At 52.9% G+C, this 16,344-nt stretch carries 13 protein-coding genes; 6 read left to right on the top strand and 7 right to left on the bottom strand.

The genetic code is table 11. The annotated features are described in order from the left end of the window. Positions 1-39 precede the first annotated feature (39 nt). Positions 40-918: a DMT family transporter gene (locus PsAD46_RS13925; RefSeq protein ID WP_063293185.1), complete on the bottom strand. Its 879-nt coding sequence runs from the start codon at positions 916-918 to the stop codon at positions 40-42. Between the two features lie 146 nt (positions 919-1,064). On the opposite strand from PsAD46_RS13925, the gene PsAD46_RS13920 reads away from it, so the two are divergent. Beyond that, positions 1,065-1,565, top strand: a complete 501-nt coding sequence (locus PsAD46_RS13920; protein WP_063293186.1) for a MarR family transcriptional regulator — start codon at positions 1,065-1,067, stop codon at positions 1,563-1,565. Positions 1,566-1,786: 221 nt separating this feature from the next. Here PsAD46_RS13920 and PsAD46_RS13915 read toward each other — a convergent pair whose 3' ends face one another. After that, a complete protein-coding gene (locus PsAD46_RS13915; protein ID WP_063293187.1) occupies positions 1,787-2,890 on the bottom strand; it encodes a zinc ABC transporter substrate-binding protein in 1,104 nt (367 codons plus the stop codon). Between the two features lie 249 nt (positions 2,891-3,139). Between PsAD46_RS13915 and PsAD46_RS13910 the strand changes: the two genes are divergently transcribed. Next, the gene (locus tag PsAD46_RS13910; protein WP_057465942.1) at positions 3,140-3,619 is read left to right on the top strand and encodes an Lrp/AsnC family transcriptional regulator; all 480 of its coding nucleotides are present in this window, start codon (positions 3,140-3,142) and stop codon (positions 3,617-3,619) included. 243 nt (positions 3,620-3,862) lie between these two features. After that, on the top strand, positions 3,863-4,984 hold the full coding sequence (locus PsAD46_RS13905; RefSeq protein WP_057465941.1) for a saccharopine dehydrogenase C-terminal domain-containing protein: 1,122 nt from the start codon (positions 3,863-3,865) through the stop codon (positions 4,982-4,984). 97 nt (positions 4,985-5,081) lie between these two features. On the opposite strand, the gene cydC is transcribed toward PsAD46_RS13905, so the two are convergent. Both cydC and cydD read right to left on the bottom strand, forming a co-directional pair. After that, positions 5,082-6,821 (bottom strand): thiol reductant ABC exporter subunit CydC, encoded by a 1,740-nt coding sequence (gene cydC / locus PsAD46_RS13900; protein WP_063307173.1) that lies wholly within the window; start codon positions 6,819-6,821, stop codon positions 5,082-5,084. Continuing rightward, positions 6,818-8,623: a thiol reductant ABC exporter subunit CydD gene (cydD, locus tag PsAD46_RS13895; protein ID WP_063307172.1), complete on the bottom strand. Its 1,806-nt coding sequence runs from the start codon at positions 8,621-8,623 to the stop codon at positions 6,818-6,820. Before cydD ends, cydC begins: the two co-directional genes overlap by 4 nt. 451 nt (positions 8,624-9,074) lie before the next feature. Between cydD and PsAD46_RS13890 the strand changes: the two genes are divergently transcribed. Then, a complete protein-coding gene (locus PsAD46_RS13890; protein ID WP_208980737.1) occupies positions 9,075-9,575 on the top strand; it encodes a hypothetical protein in 501 nt (166 codons plus the stop codon). Between the two features lie 45 nt (positions 9,576-9,620). Here the strand turns inward: PsAD46_RS13890 and PsAD46_RS13885 are convergent, their stop codons facing one another. Next, positions 9,621-11,120: a CoA-acylating methylmalonate-semialdehyde dehydrogenase gene (locus PsAD46_RS13885; RefSeq protein ID WP_057465938.1), complete on the bottom strand. Its 1,500-nt coding sequence runs from the start codon at positions 11,118-11,120 to the stop codon at positions 9,621-9,623. A 190-nt stretch (positions 11,121-11,310) separates the two neighbouring features. Here PsAD46_RS13885 and PsAD46_RS13880 point away from each other — a divergent pair, with 190 nt between their 5' ends. Next, positions 11,311-12,201, top strand: a complete 891-nt coding sequence (locus PsAD46_RS13880) for a LysR family transcriptional regulator (RefSeq protein WP_063288218.1) — start codon at positions 11,311-11,313, stop codon at positions 12,199-12,201. 112 nt (positions 12,202-12,313) lie between these two features. Then, positions 12,314-13,153, top strand: a complete 840-nt coding sequence (locus PsAD46_RS13875) for a hypothetical protein (RefSeq protein WP_063293190.1) — start codon at positions 12,314-12,316, stop codon at positions 13,151-13,153. Between the two features lie 87 nt (positions 13,154-13,240). On the opposite strand, the gene PsAD46_RS13870 is transcribed toward PsAD46_RS13875, so the two are convergent. Together PsAD46_RS13870 and PsAD46_RS13865 are read right to left on the bottom strand one after the other, a co-directional pair. Next, entirely contained in the window at positions 13,241-14,752 is a 1,512-nt protein-coding gene (locus PsAD46_RS13870; RefSeq protein ID WP_063293191.1) for a phosphomannomutase/phosphoglucomutase, read from the bottom strand. A gap of 109 nt (positions 14,753-14,861) precedes the next feature. Next, entirely contained in the window at positions 14,862-16,265 is a 1,404-nt protein-coding gene (locus tag PsAD46_RS13865; protein WP_063307171.1) for a mannose-1-phosphate guanylyltransferase/mannose-6-phosphate isomerase, read from the bottom strand. Positions 16,266-16,344 lie beyond the last annotated feature (79 nt).

Genomic DNA, 16,344 nt, shown 5'->3' with positions numbered 1-16,344 from the left:
TCTTATCTGAAAATCAGAGTCCCCTTTCGGGAATGCGCTCTAACTGGTTGCAGCCGCATCTTTGGTTTGTGCCGCGGCCTTTGCAGCGCTGGGTGTCTTCAGCGCAAACACGATACTTCCCAATACGATGAGAATGCCGACCCACTGGCGTAAGCCAAACTGCTCCCCAACCAACAGTTGACCGCACAAAACCGCGGATACCGGATTGACCAGAGACAGGAAGCCAATGGTTGTTGGGTTGAGCTGTACGATCCCCTTCAGCCAGTTGACCGAAGCCAGACCCATTCCCAAAATGCCGATCCAGAAGAATGCCAGTGCCATGTTCAGGTCCGGCACAGGAGCTGCGCCTTCCAAAACAAGTGCGATTGGTACGGCATAGAGGCCGCCTAATGTGACGTGCCAGCCTGTGTACGTTACCATGCTGACATCTGGTCTGCCCCATTTGCCGCTGAGGTAAACGCCTGTGAAGGTGCTCAGGCAGGCGGCCATTGCCGCACCAATGCCGATCCAGTCCAGTTCAACAGCACCCAGCAGCAGCATGCCAACACCGAACAAACCGATGAGAGATGCAATGAGCTGGCGGGCAACCGGCGTCTTGCCGTCCAGAATCCAGATGTAAAAGATGATCTGCAAGGGCAGTGTTGCCATAAGAGTTCCGGCCATTCCGCTTGGAAGGCGGAAAGCGGCGATGAACACAAAGAAGATCATGGAGAGATTGGTCAGGCCGATGGTCATCGCTCTCTTGACCCAAGGACCTTTAAGCAAGCCCGGAGCAAACGCCAATAACAACAAGCCTGCGGGCAACAGGCGGTAGACCACCATCCAGACAGGGTCTTCTGCTGGCAAGAGCAACGTTGTAACGGCGTAGGTGGTGCCCCAAATGGCGGGCGTAAGCGCCGTGCGCAGCTGAACAAGCATATATTTCGACCTCAATTATCTTGATCTCAAATTAATTCAATCTGATGCTTAGGATATATACGCAGATCCGTCAAGTATCTTGATCTCAAGTAATTCCTCTGCAATATACCTCTGTAATGCTGCAAGCCAGATTATTGAGAGTGACCATGACTGATCACGTTGCGCGCGTCGTGCGCCAGTGGAAGAGCGAATATCCTGAGGTGGATGCCAGCCCGATGTATGTGCTGGCCCGGATGATGCGCCTCAACATGCAGATCAACAAAGATCTTTCTGCAAACTTTGCGAAGTTTGGTCTGGCAACGGGTGATTTTGATGTTCTGGCAACGCTGCGGCGAAGCGGTGAGCCTTACGCACTGCGCCCGACCGAGCTGACCAAATCCAGCATGTTGACTTCTGGCACCATGACCAGTCGCCTCGATAAGCTGGAAAAGCTGGGGTTGGTGCGCCGTAATCCCAATCCGGAAGATCGCCGGGCTCTGATGATCCATTTAACGGACAAAGGCCGCTCTCTGGTGGAGGAAGCAGCCGCCGCGCACTTTGAGATGGAAGCAGAGATGCTCAAGATTCTGGATCCAGAAGACCGGGACGCGCTTGAGGGTATTTTGGAAAGATGGAGCCACAGGCTTGAAGAAAACGGCACGATGTAATCTGCCTTAAGCATGGGGCAGGCAAACTGCCTTCGCACGTTTCTTTCTAGCACATTCACTTGCTAAAACTGGCACTTGCTAAAACTGGCACTTGCTAAAACTGGTGAGGTCTTTGCAGTTGCGCTGGCCGCCTGTGGCTGAGTTGGGGGTATACAAAACAGACAGTGCTCGTTCACATTGCACTGCCTGTTCTGACCTATTGTTCTTGTTATCTCTTAGAATTATGAGTTGCCGGAAAGGCAGGTGTTGAAGGCACCACCCATTTGCTTAAGCAGCTTGGTGTATAGCTGTGGGCCTGAATCCAGCGTTGATCCAAGAGGGTCGAGTTCTGCAGAGTTGACGCCTGTTCCCTCTTTCAGCACTGCAACCATGCGCGGATTGAACTGAACTTCAGAGAAGACACAGCTGACGCCCAGCCCCTCCAGTTTCTGGCGAACTTCAGACAAACGCTTTGCTCCCGGCAGCACTTCCGGGCTGACTGTGACTGAGCCAACCGCATTAAGGTTATAGGCCTCTTCAAAATAACGGTAGGCATCGTGGAACACCACGAAAGGCTTGGTCCGGTTGCTTTTCAGATCAGCCTTCAGCGTCTCGGAGACTTTGGTGATCTCCTCTGCTTCCGCCTTTGCATTGGCTGCATACTTGGCAGCGTTTGCAGGGTCGGCCTTGGAGAGAGTTTCTTCAATCTCATGCAGCATGGCGATCGCATTTTGCGGATCCAGCCAGATGTGCATGTCTACGGCTTCATCACCACGCTCATCGTGCGCCTCATGGTCAGCATGTTCCTCATGCTTTTCATGATCAGCGTGTTCTTCGTGCTTCTCATGATCGTGGTCGGTGTGATCTTCATGTCCTTCGTCGGTGTGTTCTGCATGTTCTTCTGCAGTTTCACCAGCGTGCTTGGCATGCTCTTCAGCGGTTTCGCCAGCATGATCACCGTGGTCGTGACCTTCAAAGTTGCCACCTTCACGGAAGTTCAGGAGCGTGAGACCATGGGCATCTTTCAGTGTCACGATGGTTGCGCCGTCGGCAAGGTTCTCAAGCGGGGTTTCAAGGAAACTTTCCAACTGAGGACCTACCCAGAAAACCACATCTGCGTTGGCGATCTTGCGAGCTGTTGACGGACGCAAGCTGTAAGTGTGCGGAGAGCCTGCCCCTTCCACCACCAGATCAGGCGTGCCCACGCCTTCCATCACGCTTGCTACAAGAGAGTGAATTGGCTTGATAGATGCCACCACATTGACCTCGGCCTGAGCCAGAGCAGGAAAGGATACGCTACCGGCAAGAAGACCGAGAATGCTTAGTGAACCTAAGAGATGCTTCATACGTCCCACAACCACTTTGTTATAATATTACATTCGATTTGTTACTTTATAACGTCACATATTTTGGAGTGCAACGGCCTTTTTGCGATTTATGCAAGACTGGGCAAAACTCAAAATGACGGGGTAAATACCCTATTAATCTCAGCAGGTTCACTCAGCTCTCAGCCAGTAAACTGTTAGTTTTGCCTGATCCTACTGCCAAATTAACGAGATGCCTGTTATATTGCCGCAAAATTCAAAGGACTTTCTATGGCCGAGATTAAGGATGAGCTGGACCGCAAGCTAATTGCCATCTTGCAGGGAAACGCTCGGGAACCGGTGTCTTCTATTGCACGCCGGCTGGACGTTGCCCGTTCAACGGTTCAAGAGCGCATTGCCCGGCTTGAGCGCAAAGGCATCATTATCGGCTATACGGCGATTTTGGGAGACCAAGAAGACCAGAAGCGGGTTCAAGCTCTTGTGATGCTTTCCGTAGCGCAGCAACGCTCACGCGAACTGATTGCGCAGTTGGAGTCCTACCCTGAAATCCGCAGCTGTCTGACGATTTCTGGTGAATTTGACCTCTGCCTGATTGTGGAGCCTGACCGTCTGGAAGAGCTGGATGCCGTGCTGGACGAAATTGCCGCCATTCCAGGTGTTGAGCGCACGCGGTCCTCTATCGTGCTGACGAAGAAGTTTGAGAGGCAACGGCCTTTCATGCCTCAAAATACCTATAGCCTTGAGAAATAACAGCTCCTGCGCATTCGTATACTTCACCCATTCGATTTAATTGGCACTCCTCGCATGTTTTCTCAAACACGAATCGTGTGAGCACCGCACGTAAAAATCGTCATATTTACAATTTTAATGTCAATATGACATAGTTACCGTCATTTACACGAAATAAAACGTCATTTCGTCAAGTTGCCCCATAAACTCCGGCAGTGTTTTCACGTAGACTTCTCGTCAATCGAAACAAGCTTGGAGGGGCTTATGAGCCGACATCATGTTGCTGTTGTGGGTGCAGGTAAGATCGGTGGGATGATCGCTGCATTGTTACAAGGTTCAGGTGATTATCAGATCAAGGTACTGGACCAGAGTGTGGAAGCGCTGAGTGCGCTGGACGTGCCGCATGTGACAACAGAAGCACTGGATGTGAGTGATCTGGGAAAACTCACAGAAGCTCTTAAAGGATGCGACGCAGTTATTTCAGCTGCACCGTTTTTCCTGACGCCGGTGATTGCGCAGGCCGCAAAAGATGCAGACTGTCACTATCTTGACCTGACCGAAGATGTGGCCAGCACTGCTGAAGTGGAGAAGATTGCAGAAGGCGCCAACAAGGCGTTTGCTCCGCAATGCGGCCTCGCACCCGGTTTTGTATCCATTGCCGGATATGATCTTGCAAAGCAGTTTGACAGTCTTGAAGACTTGCATCTGCGTGTGGGCGCCCTGCCCCGCTATCCGACCAACAAGCTTAAGTACAATCTGACATGGTCCACCGATGGCCTGATCAACGAGTACTGCAATCCATGCCTCGCCATCGAGAACGGTGAGTTGACCAAGGTGCCAGCTTTGGCCGGTCTGCAGCATTTCTCTCTGGATGGCGTTGATTATGAAGCCTTCAACACCTCTGGTGGCTTAGGCTCTCTTTCTGAGACGCTGAAGGACAAGGTGCAGAGCCTGCGTTATCTCTCCATCCGTTATCCGGGGCACCGGGACATCATGGAGCTGCTGCTGAAGGATCTGGGTTTCATCAACAAGCGTGATTTGCTGAAAGAAGTGATGGAAGATTCCATTCCGGTCACCATGCAGGACCGCGTGCTCATCTTCATCACCGCCACAGGCATGAAAGATGGTCGGTTCCAGCAGAAGTCCTACTCTCACGTGGTCAATGACCGCGAGATCATGGGCAAGCACTGGAGCGGTATTCAGATCACTACGGCAGCCAGCATCTGTGCCACGCTGGATCTGCTCATGGATGGTAGTTTGAACGCCAAAGGCTTTGTGAAGCAGGAGAGCATCAACCTGGATGACTTCCTCTCCAATCGCTTCGGCGGCCTTTACAACAACGGTGGTTCTGATCACGAAACACCGGGGCGTCAGATCGCAGCTTGATGCTGTTTATCTGATCCGTTCCGCAATCTTTGAGAGAACAAAAAAGCGCAGCTTCATTTCTGAGGCTGCGCTTTTCTTTTAAACTCGGTTTCCCGGATCAATCGTCGCGGAGGCGACCTTTGATCTCCTCAGACAATGGCAGGGTGACTTCCCCCAGCTTGCCGTCTTCAAGCACCAGAACGCGGTCAGCACCTTCCAGCTCGCTGGCACGGTGGGAGACCATGAGGACTGTTTTACCTTTGGTCATGACGCGGAAGGATGCGAGTACTTTGTCTGCAGTTGCGTGGTCCAGTCCTTCCGTCAGCTCATCCGCAATCCAGATTTCCGGATTACGCAAGTAGGCACGGGCCAATGCCAGACGACGACCTTCACCACCAGACAGACCCAGACCACCTTCGCCCAGACGGGTTTCCAGTTTTTCCTGTCTGCCTTCGACAAGCTCCTTCAAACCAGCGTGGGCCAGTGCTTCCCAAAGCTCTGCATCAGTTGCGTCTTCACGGGCAACGCGCAGGTTCTCCGCGATGGTGCTATGGAAGATTTGCGTGCGTTGACCGACAACTGTCAGAGCAGCACGCAATTTATCTTCTGCCATACCGTTCAGCTCGACGCCGCCAATCTGGATTGCACCAGATTGCGGAGTTTGCAGGCGTGCAACAATAGCTGCGAGCGTAGACTTACCAGCACCGCTTGGGCCGATCACGACTGTACGGCTGCCAGTTGGTAGAGCGAGGTCTACACCGTCCAGAATAGCAGCTGCCTTTGGTGTGTAGGCGAAGTGGATGTCTTTCAGGTTCAATGCGTCTTTGCCAACCTCAAAAGAGGGCGTTTCAGAATTACTGCGGGCGTTCTGAAGTGCTTCGCTGTCCTGCCCTACTGTGAGCAGGGAGCGGACGCGATCAGCAGCCCCAGACATTTTGCTCCAGCTGCCTGCGCTGTTGGCGAGAGAGATGAGCAGTTCTGGCAGAGCAAGAGCTACAAACGCGAACAGAGCTATATGCTTCAGTTCCATTTGGCCTTGCTGATAGGAATAGGCGGCGAACAGGAACGTGACAGCGACCATCACCTGGCTCATGGTGCTCACCACAGCCTGATTTCGCATGTCTGTCAGTTCGTTCTGCTCTTGCACATCATCCAGCTGGTTCACTGCTTTGAGTGCAGCAACACGCTGCTGTTCAAGACCGCCGAAGACGGAAAGGTCACGACGTCCCCGCACCAGATCTGACACACGAACGCGCAGGGCGTCACGGGCTGCATTGAGCTTGCGTGCCTGTGCCTTTTGGCGGTGACCACCAGATTTTGCCAGAACAGTGAGGCCTGCTGCCTGAACAGCGCCCAAAGCAATGGATGCCATTGGGGAGTACTGCCAGAGGATAACCAGTGTCAGGCCAGTGATTATGGTTGCTGAGGCAAGAGGTACAACGAGACGCAGGAACAAGCCATCAAGCTGGTCCACATCACTCACCACGCGGGAGAGTGCCGTTGCGGAGCGTTGGCTCAGTGTGCCGTTGCTTTCACGGGCTACAAGACCACGGAATACGCCGGAGCGCAGGTTTGCCAGAAAACGGAAGGTCGCATCGTGTGTGATCACGCGCTCGATGTATCTACCGAAGATGCGCATGGAGGCATAAAGACGGATGCTGCTTGCCGCAGAAGATGTGTTGAATGCGATTGCGCCTGCAGACAGGCCAGCGATTGCTGTTGCGGTGATAAAGTAACCAGAGACGGCGAGCAAGGCGATGCCAGCAGCGGCTGGTAGGAATGCCAGAAATAAGCCGCCCCAGAATGCGAGCGGTTCTTCTGTTTGCAAAAGCCAGATGATGCGAAGGGACGATCTCATTGTTCTTCTCCTTCACGTTCATTCAGCTCAACCAGCACACCTTCTTTCAGGGTCAACACGCGGTCGGCTGAGCCGACAACGCGCGGATCGTGAGTTGCGACCAGAACTGGCTTATTGTGTGCCAGCTTTTTAAGAGCCGCGACAACCTTTTGCGCGGTTGCACCGTCGAGATCGGCAGTTGGTTCATCTGCAATGATCAGTCTAGCATCCTCACGCAGGGCAGCACGTGCCAACGCAAAGCGGCGACGCTCCCCTAATGACAAGCCCTTGCCGTCTTCACCGATCTGGCCTGAGAGGCCTCCCGGGATTTTGGCGAGCAACTCATCAACTGCAGCAAGCTTCAAAGCTTGTGTGAGTGTCGCATCGTCTGCTGACTGATCAGCGCGGCGCAGGTTTGCCCGCAACGTGTCGTGGAACAGCTCAGGATTTTGCGAAAGGACGGAGATAGACTGTTGCCAGTTGGTCAAGCCGTATGAGGTGAGCGGCAGTCCGCCATAAGCAATCTGGCCCTGATCAGCTGGCAAAAAGCCGAGAATGCAATCCATCAGGGTTGATTTACCGGTTCCACTTGGGCCTTTGACAACGACCAGTTCCGGCTCTCCCAGAGACAAGTTGACGTCAGCGAGGATCTTGCGATGGCCGCGTGAAACACTCAGGTTTCGGATCGTCAGTGCGCCGGTTGCTGGCAGTGGCACAACATCGAGGCCAGTTCCGATGATATCTGCCTGACCGTCGTCCTCCAGCTGTTTTTGCAGTTCAACGATATGATCTGCTGCTGCAAGGCCTGCGGCGCGATCATGATACGCTGCAGCAAATGCACGAAGTGGTGCGAAATATTCAGGAACGATCATCAGAACGAACAGGCCACCGGCCAGTGTGAGCGGTGAGCCATATGTGCCGAAACTCCAGTCTCCAAGGAGAGAGAAGCCGACATAGATTGCGGTGATGGCGATTGCAGCGGCACTGAACAGTTCCAGCGCAGTGCTGGAGAGGAAGGCAATACGCAGAACACGCATGGTGGATGTGCGGAAGTCACCACCCAGTTTGCGGATATCGTCCTCAGAGCGTTTCACCGCACCAAACAGACGCAGGGTTTCCATGCCTCTGAGGCGGTCCAGCAGCAGCCCACCCATATCGGCAAGAACACCTAGCTGACGGTCGCTGGCTTTCTTGGCGCGGATACCAACGATTGCCATGAAGACCGGCACCAGCGGGCCAAAGATCAGCAGACACAGCGCTGCGAACCAGCTGACATAGGCGACAGACGCAATCAAGACGAGAGGGACGAGTGAAAGGCGCGCCTGAATTGGGAGAAAACGGCCAAGGTAAGGGCCGATTGCCTGAATGTGCTCCACCGCGATGGACGCGATTTTACCACTTGCAGGCAGTTCGGTTGCCGGTGACAGGTTGGTTAGATTGCTCAGCAGACTGGTTTCCAGTCTGTGGCGCGCCTTAGAGGCTGCGCGAACTGCGATCTCACCGCCCCTGATGCGCAGAAAATGGCGGATCACGGCTAAGATAAGTATAGAGGCTGTTGCATAGAATGGATCAAGGCCCGGTCCGTGTGGATCGATCAGGCCAGCGATTGCCAATGCCAATAATGCTGCCTGCGGAATCCAAAGGAGTTCCGAGAGGCCTTGTAACATTGCACCGCGTTTCACCAGTTTCATTTCCGGGCGAACCGCATCCTGCAGCCAAACCTGACCCGCGGATTTTTTGCGTCCACGTTTCTTAGCGGGGGCATTTGCCTCCGCGACGTCTGCATCAGATAGCTCTGTTACGTTTGCTAGGTTTTCAGTCATTCCGCTTGTCCGGTTCCCTCTTCGCCGGGGCATCTGCCTGTAATTCATAAAGACAATTTCCGAAAAAACTCTTCAATTGCCTAGACTTGCTTGCGCAATGGAATCGACCCGTCCGGTCTGTGATTGCAACACGCTCGTTAGAATTACTCCAGTTTTTTAATAAATCGCAACAAACTCAGAGGCGAAGACCCCCCAATTTGTATGGGACATAAGCGCACAGGTGCGCATATTGAGAGATCATAGGTGCCCCGCAGAGCGTTGCTTCGCCGAGGTTTACGGGGTTTTACCGAAGAGCTGCCACGATAAAAATCAAAATGGCTCATGGATCCCCGAGTTTTCGGGAATATTAACTGCTTTCCGCTAGGGTCCCCGAGTTCTCTTATAGCTCTCAGCCTACATCGAACTAACGAGTTGATATTGCTGAATAACAACAAAAAGGAGAGAACCTGCCATGTTTTGCTCTTTTCGCCGCCTGTGTCTGGCGGCAATTTGGGGCCTGGGCCTTGCCTCCTCATCCTTTGCCTCTGAAAAAGCCGGATTTACTGCAGAACGGGATGATGTGATTCCGCCATTGGACATTTTCAAGACGATGGCAAGTGATCTGGAGCCTGAGGGCTGGATCACCTTCCAGACTCTGGACAACAAGCAGATCATCAACTTTGCCCCCATCATGTCACTGCGCTGCAGGCTGAAAGAAATTAAGTATTCGATTGACTCCAAGGATCTGGATAAGAGCTTTCCTATTCCTGATTGCGATCCTGAATACCCCTTCCGCGTAGAAGCACAGAGCATTCATAAGCCGTACGTCATGGAGTTCCCTGGTGGGACAGTGCAAGCCCTTGCAGTGCAACTGACGTGGGATGACGGAAGCACCAGCAACACTGTCTATTATGAACCCTGCCGCGCGGTTGGTGCCGCACCTTGCGCCTATCCTCTTGGTAGCAACGAATAAAAAAGGCGCTCCAAAGAGCGCCTTTCAAACTGTCAATCCGAAGGTTTAGCCCATTGTTGGGATAGAGAATTCTGCACCTTCCTTCACACCTGAAGGCCAGCGGGATGTCACTGTCTTGGTGCGGGTGTAGAACTTGAAGCCATCTGGGCCGTGCTGGTTCAGATCGCCAAAGCCAGAACGCTTCCAGCCACCAAAGGTGTGGTATGCGAGCGGCACAGGAATTGGAACGTTGATGCCGACCATGCCGATGTTGATGCGGCTTGCAAAGTCACGTGCAGTGTCACCATCACGGGTGTAGATTGCAGTGCCGTTGCCGTACTCATGATCCATTGGTAGGCTCAGAGCTTCTTCATAGGTTTCTGCACGTACAACAGTCAGAACCGGACCAAAGATTTCTTCTTTGTAGATGTCCATGTCTTTGGTTGCGTTGTCGAACAGGCAAGGGCCAACGAAGTTACCGTTTTCATAGCCCTGCAGTTTGAAGTCACGTCCGTCAACAACAAGCTTTGCACCCTGCTCAACACCGGAGTTCACCAGACCGAGGATACGCTCACGTGCCTGTGGGGTGATGACCGGACCGAAGTCAACGTCGTCGCCTGCAGTGTAAGGGCCAACTTTGAGAGCTTCAACGCGTGGGATGAGTTTCTCGATGAGGCGGTCTGCAGTTTCCTGACCAACAGGAACAGCAACGGAGATCGCCATGCAGCGTTCGCCAGCAGCACCGAAGCCTGCGCCAACCAGAGCGTCAGCAGCCTGATCCAGATCAGCATCCGGCATGATGAGCATGTGGTTTTTCGCGCCGCCGAAGCACTGAACGCGCTTACCGGAAGCTGTACCACGGGTGTAAACGTACTCAGCAATCGCGGTGGAACCAACGAAGCCAACAGCCTGAATGATTGGATCATCAAGGATTGCGTCTACGGATTCTTTGTCACCGTTCACGACGTTCAAAACGCCGTCTGGCAGGCCAGCTTCCTGCATCAGCTCAGCCAGCATCATTGGCACTGACGGGTTGCGCTCGGATGGCTTGAGGATGAAGGAGTTACCAGCTGCGATCGCAACACAGAACTTCCACATCGGGATCATTGCCGGGAAGTTGAATGGCGTGATGCCAGCAACAACGCCCAGTGGCTGACGCATGGAGTACATGTCGATGCCAGGACCTGCGCCCTCGGTGAACTCACCCTTCATCATGTGTGGTGCGCCGATGCAGAATTCTGCAACTTCCAGACCACGGATCACGTCGCCTTTAGCGTCCGGGTGTGTTTTACCGTGCTCAGCAGACAGCTTGGATGCCAGCTTGTCCATGTCGCGGTGAAGCAAAGTCACGAACTTCATCATTACGCGAGCGCGGCGCTGTGGGTTGGTTGCAGCCCATGCTGGCTGCGCTTTTTCAGCGACGGCGACAGCTTCCTGCATTTCTGCTGCAGTTGCCAAAGCAACCTTTGCAGTTACTTCACCGGTTGCAGGGTTGAAAACGTCTGCAGTGCGGCCGGACTTGCCAGCAACGCGCTTACCATTGATAAAATGACCGATCTCTTCCATGAGGTCCTCCCTCTCCAGGTCTATTCTTGCGGCCCGCAAACACATGCGTTTTACAGGTCTGCGAGCGAATTTCTTTATGCCCCTAGCATGAACTATATTTTTCGCATATCAATGAGATAATATCCGAAACCGTTGTGCAAAAATTAAAGTACGATCCGTGCAGCATGTGGACTGGGAGCTATCAAAAATCATGAACTGGGATGATGCAAGAGTGTTTCTTGCTGTGGCGCGCTCCGGACAGATTTTGGGCGCTGCACAGCGGCTTGGCCTCAACCATGCAACGGTTGCCCGCCGCCTTTCCGCGCTTGAAACTGCTCTGCAGGCCAAGCTCATTGATCGGCGCACCACGGGGTGTGCGCTGACCAGCGAAGGTGAGCGGTTCTTTGAGTTTGCTGAATCGATGGAAACGGAGATGCTTTCCGCCCGCGCCGAGATCGGTGGGACGGATGTGGAGCTTTCCGGTGCTGTGCGCATTGGTGCACCCGATGGCTTCGGGGTGGCTTTTCTGGCGCCGCGTCTGGGTGCACTGAATGAGCGCTATCCTGACCTTACGCTCCAGTTGGTGCCGCTGCACCGGGCTTTCTCTCTTTCCAAGCGCGAAGCTGATCTGGCAGTTACGGTTGGCCAACCTGAACACGGACGCCTGGTGAGCCGCAAGTTGACTGACTACTCATTGGGTCTTTATGCATCTCGCGCTTATGCCGAACGCTACGGGCTGCCGGAGAACGAGGAAGAGCTGAAAGAACATCGCCTGATTGGCTATGTGGACGATTTGATCTTTGCCTCTTCGCTCAACTACTCCGCAGAATTTTCCAAGGACTGGCAGTCTCGCCTGGAATGTGCCAGTGCACTTGGCCAGACTGAAGCAGTACGAGCTGGTAGCGGGATCGGAATCCTTCACGGATTCATTGCAGATGGCAATGATGATTTCGTTCCAGTGCTTCCCAAACGTCGTATTTCGCGCAGCTATTACCTTGTCACCCATGAAAGCGCACGGCACCTGCGCCGTATTAAAGCGGTTTCTGATTTCATTGGTGACTTGGTAAAGCAGGAGAAAGATCTCTTTAGAAATCATCTGTAACGCTTTGATTTGGAATCCGAATTAAGCCTTTAAAATTATAAATTGTCATTTTTGATAATTTATAATATACAGTGCGGATCACTTCCCGACTGTAACTTGAAGGCAAAATGAGATGATTGGTAAGCTTGCGGAGTTCGTTGGCGTTCCTATGATTGTTGTCGCGATTGTCGCGACCCTGCTTTACTTTGATTTTGGCGGATCCCTCACACAGGAAAGCCATGCAGCTGATGGCAAAGGTCAGCAGGTTCTCCTAGATACTCTTGCACCGGATATCCCTTCCCTGCCTGTGATCAAGATTGAATTTCCGAATCTTTACAAGGACCTGCAGAGCCAGATTGAGAAAGAGATTCAATCAGGGGCAGATGAGCGCGGGCTGGCTAAGCGTCTGCATGACTTGCTTTACCGCGCACTTCAGGTTTATCGCCCACTGCTAAAATATGCTGATGACGATAAGATCATCACCGTCCTCAAGGCCAAACGTGCTCTCACCTTAAAACTGAAGAAAAGCAAAGGTGAGCTGGTTTGTGCTCAGTTTTTTTCCGGTTCCACTGGTGCGTTTCTGGACAGCTACGCCGTGGTGGAGAGCGAAAGTACGCAGGAAGGGCTCGCGCTGTTCCAGTTGCTCGCGGATGCTCAGGTTAAAGCCAAGGACGATGGGCTCGTGATCCATTACACCGCTGAGCCTGCGCAGAAGAAAGTGCGTGTGATTGGCAAGCCTGCGGATAAGCCGACTGATGCAGATTTGTATCTGCCTGCGAACCCGGCATTTGATACGCTGATGAAGGTGTATCCAATGGATTCCCTAAGCCGCATTTTCGCTGCTGATCCAACCGATAAACAGCTGTGTGATAGTGAGGTCCGCCTTTACGATGCTCTTGTTGGCCTACCCGCACCACATGGCCCTGCAATGCGCAAATACATCGTGGACCTGCTCCACTTCGCTGGTTACTAACCTGCCCAAGGTAAGCAGAGCGCCTAAAGCAAAAAACGCCGCCCCATACAGGTCGGCGTTTTTTAGTCTGTTTTTTAAGGTGGTATCTTAAGCGAGTTCTGCCAGTGTCTGGTTGTAGTCACCAACCTCTGGGTTCTCGCGAAGAACTGCATCCATTGCTTTGAACATCTCGTGCAGGCGCACTTCTGAGACCGGGCTTTCAACAACAACAACCAGTTCTGGTTTGTTGGAGGATGCACGGACAAGGCCCCATGTTCCATCTTCACACACAACACGGACACCATTCACGGTGATCAGATCAGCTATATCCTGACCAGATACCTTCGCGCCGTCAGCATGCATGGATTTGAAGCGCGCAACCACACGATCAACTACATCGTACTTGATCTCGTCCGCGCATTTGGCGGCCATGGTTGGGGAGCCCCAGGTCTTTGGCAGATCACGGCGCAGGTCAGCCATGCTCTTATCCGGATTGCGGTCCATCATATCCAGAATGGCAATCGCAGAGACAACACCGTCATCATATCCACGACCGATTGGCGGATTGAAGAAGTAGTGGCCGGACTTTTCAAAACCAGCAACAGCACCAAGCTCAGTTACACGGCGTTTGATGTAGGAGTGGCCTGTTTTGAAGTAATCAGTCTTTGCACCATTGGCCTTGAGGACCGGATCGGTGTGGTACAGGCCGGTTGATTTTACATCAACCACAAATTGGCTTTCCGGATGAAGAGCGGAGATATCGCGAGCCAGCATGACGCCGACTTTATCAGCGAAGATCTCTTCGCCTTCGTTGTCGACCACACCACAGCGGTCACCATCACCATCAAAACCCAGACCGACTTCAGCACCGGTTTCCAGCACTTTGTCACGGATCGCATGAAGCATCTTCATGTCTTCCGGGTTCGGGTTGTAGTTCGGGAAGGTATGATCCAACTCGCAATCCAGCGGAATAACATCTACGCCCAGCGCTTCGAGAATACGCGGAGCAAACGCACCTGCGGTGCCGTTGCCACATGCGACGACAGCTTTGATTGGACGCTTGAACTTTTCGCGTTCTGTGAGGTCTGCGATGTAGCGATCGGTCAAATCAGGATGGTATTCGTAAGCTCCGCCACCGCGTAGGTCACTGGCCCCTTCCAACACAATCTCTTTCAGGCGGCCCATTTCTTCCGGACCAAACGTCAGTGGACGGTTTGCACCCATCTTCACACCAGTCCAGCCGTTGTCGTTGTGAGACGCGGTGACCATGGCAACGCATGGGACATCCAGATCGAACTGCGCGTAATAGGCCATTGGAGACATGGCGAGGCCGATGTCGTGCACTTTGATGCCTGCAGACATCAGGCCGGTGATCAGTGCCATCTTGATGGATGCGGAGTAGCCGCGGAAGTCGTGACCAGTAACGATCTCAGGACGTACGCCAAGTTCATGAATGAGGGTTCCAAGTCCCTCGCCCAGCGCCTGAATGCCCTTCAGGTTGATCTCTTTTTCAAAGAGCCAGCGTGCATCGTACTCGCGAAAACCGGTCGGCTTGACCAACGGTGTCGTTTCATAGGCCAAGGTGTTTGGCGTTAGCTGTGAAACCGGCTTAACTGACATAATTTCTCCTAGACAAGCTTCAGGTCACTGGTAATGCAGAGACGTGACGCTTTTATCAAACTCCGTTTGGTTGTGAGACGTTTCTCACCCAACGGTTTTCAAATTCACGTTATACTCGCAGGATATCATCCTCGGCGATGTATGCGCCGGACTGGACTTCGATCATGCGAACCGGGATTTTTCCCGGGTTTTGTAGCTTGTGCCTTGCGCCAAGCGGGACAAACACGGACTGATTTTCTGAAATCAGCTCATCTTTTCCATCAATGGTCACTTCCAGCGTGCCACTTACAACAACCCAGTGCTCTGCACGGTGGATGTGGCGCTGCAAGGTCAGGCCTTTGCCGGGCTCAATCATCATGGACTGGACGCGGAAGCGCTCACCTTCAGAGATGCGCTCGCTCCAGCCCCATGGACGGTACACGCGGCGGTGCTGTACGGTTTCCGGCCTATTGGCCTTGTCCAGCTGTTCCACCACCTTCTTCACGTCCTGTGCCTTATCTTTTGCGGCAACCAGAAGCGCATCCTTGGTGTTGACGACCACAACGTCTTCAAGCCCTACAACACTGACAAGGGCATCTTCAGAATAAACGAGGCAATTTTTGGACTGTTCGAAGATCGCTTCGCCCAAAGCCGAGTTACCCTCATCATTCTTCGCCATAGACTCCCAAATGGCAGGCCATGAGCCAAGATCGCTCCACCCCGGATCAGTTGGAACACAGGCGACGTTCTCTTCATTTTCCATAATCGCGTAGTCGAAGGAGATGTTGCGCACCTGAGCGAAGGCTTCTTCTTCAAGCCGCAGGAAGTCCAGATCGCGTCGTGCGTTATTGGAGGCCTTAGCAACTTGCTCCCAGATGTCAGGCGCGTGTTTTAAGAAGGCGTCGCGCATGGCAGCTGCGGAGTACATGAAGATGCCAGCATTCCAAAGGTAGTTGCCGTCCTTGAGGAACTCTTCAGCCGTTGCCAGATCAGGTTTCTCGACAAAGGCATCAACTTTGCGGACGGAAGCGCCGCCTTCACAGAGTTTTATATAGCCGTATCCGGTGTTGGGTTCACTTGGCTCAATACCAAATGTGACGATCTGACCAGCTTCAGCGGCTGCATGAGCGGCATCGACAGCACACAAGAACTCCTTATCATCAGCGACCAGATGGTCTGATGGTAACAGGAGGACAATTGCGTTTTTATCTGTTTCAAGCGCCATGAGTGCAGCGAGTGCAGCGGGAGCAGCCGTGTTTCGTCCGCATGGCTCCAATACGATAGCCTGTGGCTCTATCCCAAGTTCGGCCATTTGCTCACCGATCAGGAAGCGATGGTCTTGATTTGAGATAACCAGCGGTGCATGGAACTGCTGGGAGCTGACACGCTCACATGTCTTTTGAAAGAGACTTTGACCTGAAAAGATTGGCAAGAATTGTTTTGGCCTTTCTCTACGGGACAGAGGCCAGAGGCGAGATCCAAACCCACCCGACAGAATCACAGGTGTGATTTTGCTTATGCTATTGCCAGTCATATTTTCAGGATCACTTTCAAACAAACGAATAGACTATTCGTAAACTTAGATGCTGTAGCCCAAAACCCTCAAAACACGT

The organism is Pseudovibrio sp. Ad46, from assembly GCF_001623065.1.
In the GTDB taxonomy this organism is placed as follows: Bacteria; Pseudomonadota; Alphaproteobacteria; order Rhizobiales; family Stappiaceae; genus Pseudovibrio.
This window is presented reverse-complemented; position numbering and strand designations above follow the sequence as displayed.

Bases quoted from the DNA above. Each gene is read 5' to 3' on its own strand.
- PsAD46_RS13925 (WP_063293185.1), bottom strand. From the start codon at position 918: ATGCTTGTTCAGCTGCGCACGGCGCTTACGCCCGCCATTTGGGGCACC.
- PsAD46_RS13920 (WP_063293186.1), top strand. From the start codon at position 1,065: ATGACTGATCACGTTGCGCGCGTCGTGCGCCAGTGGAAGAGCGAATAT.
- PsAD46_RS13915 (WP_063293187.1), bottom strand. From the start codon at position 2,890: ATGAAGCATCTCTTAGGTTCACTAAGCATTCTCGGTCTTCTTGCCGGT.
- PsAD46_RS13910 (WP_057465942.1), top strand. From the start codon at position 3,140: ATGGCCGAGATTAAGGATGAGCTGGACCGCAAGCTAATTGCCATCTTG.
- PsAD46_RS13905 (WP_057465941.1), top strand. From the start codon at position 3,863: ATGAGCCGACATCATGTTGCTGTTGTGGGTGCAGGTAAGATCGGTGGG.
- cydC (WP_063307173.1), bottom strand. From the start codon at position 6,821: ATGAGATCGTCCCTTCGCATCATCTGGCTTTTGCAAACAGAAGAACCG.
- cydD (WP_063307172.1), bottom strand. From the start codon at position 8,623: ATGACTGAAAACCTAGCAAACGTAACAGAGCTATCTGATGCAGACGTC.
- PsAD46_RS13890 (WP_208980737.1), top strand. From the start codon at position 9,075: ATGTTTTGCTCTTTTCGCCGCCTGTGTCTGGCGGCAATTTGGGGCCTG.
- PsAD46_RS13885 (WP_057465938.1), bottom strand. From the start codon at position 11,120: ATGGAAGAGATCGGTCATTTTATCAATGGTAAGCGCGTTGCTGGCAAG.
- PsAD46_RS13880 (WP_063288218.1), top strand. From the start codon at position 11,311: ATGAACTGGGATGATGCAAGAGTGTTTCTTGCTGTGGCGCGCTCCGGA.
- PsAD46_RS13875 (WP_063293190.1), top strand. From the start codon at position 12,314: ATGATTGGTAAGCTTGCGGAGTTCGTTGGCGTTCCTATGATTGTTGTC.
- PsAD46_RS13870 (WP_063293191.1), bottom strand. From the start codon at position 14,752: ATGTCAGTTAAGCCGGTTTCACAGCTAACGCCAAACACCTTGGCCTAT.
- PsAD46_RS13865 (WP_063307171.1), bottom strand. From the start codon at position 16,265: ATGACTGGCAATAGCATAAGCAAAATCACACCTGTGATTCTGTCGGGT.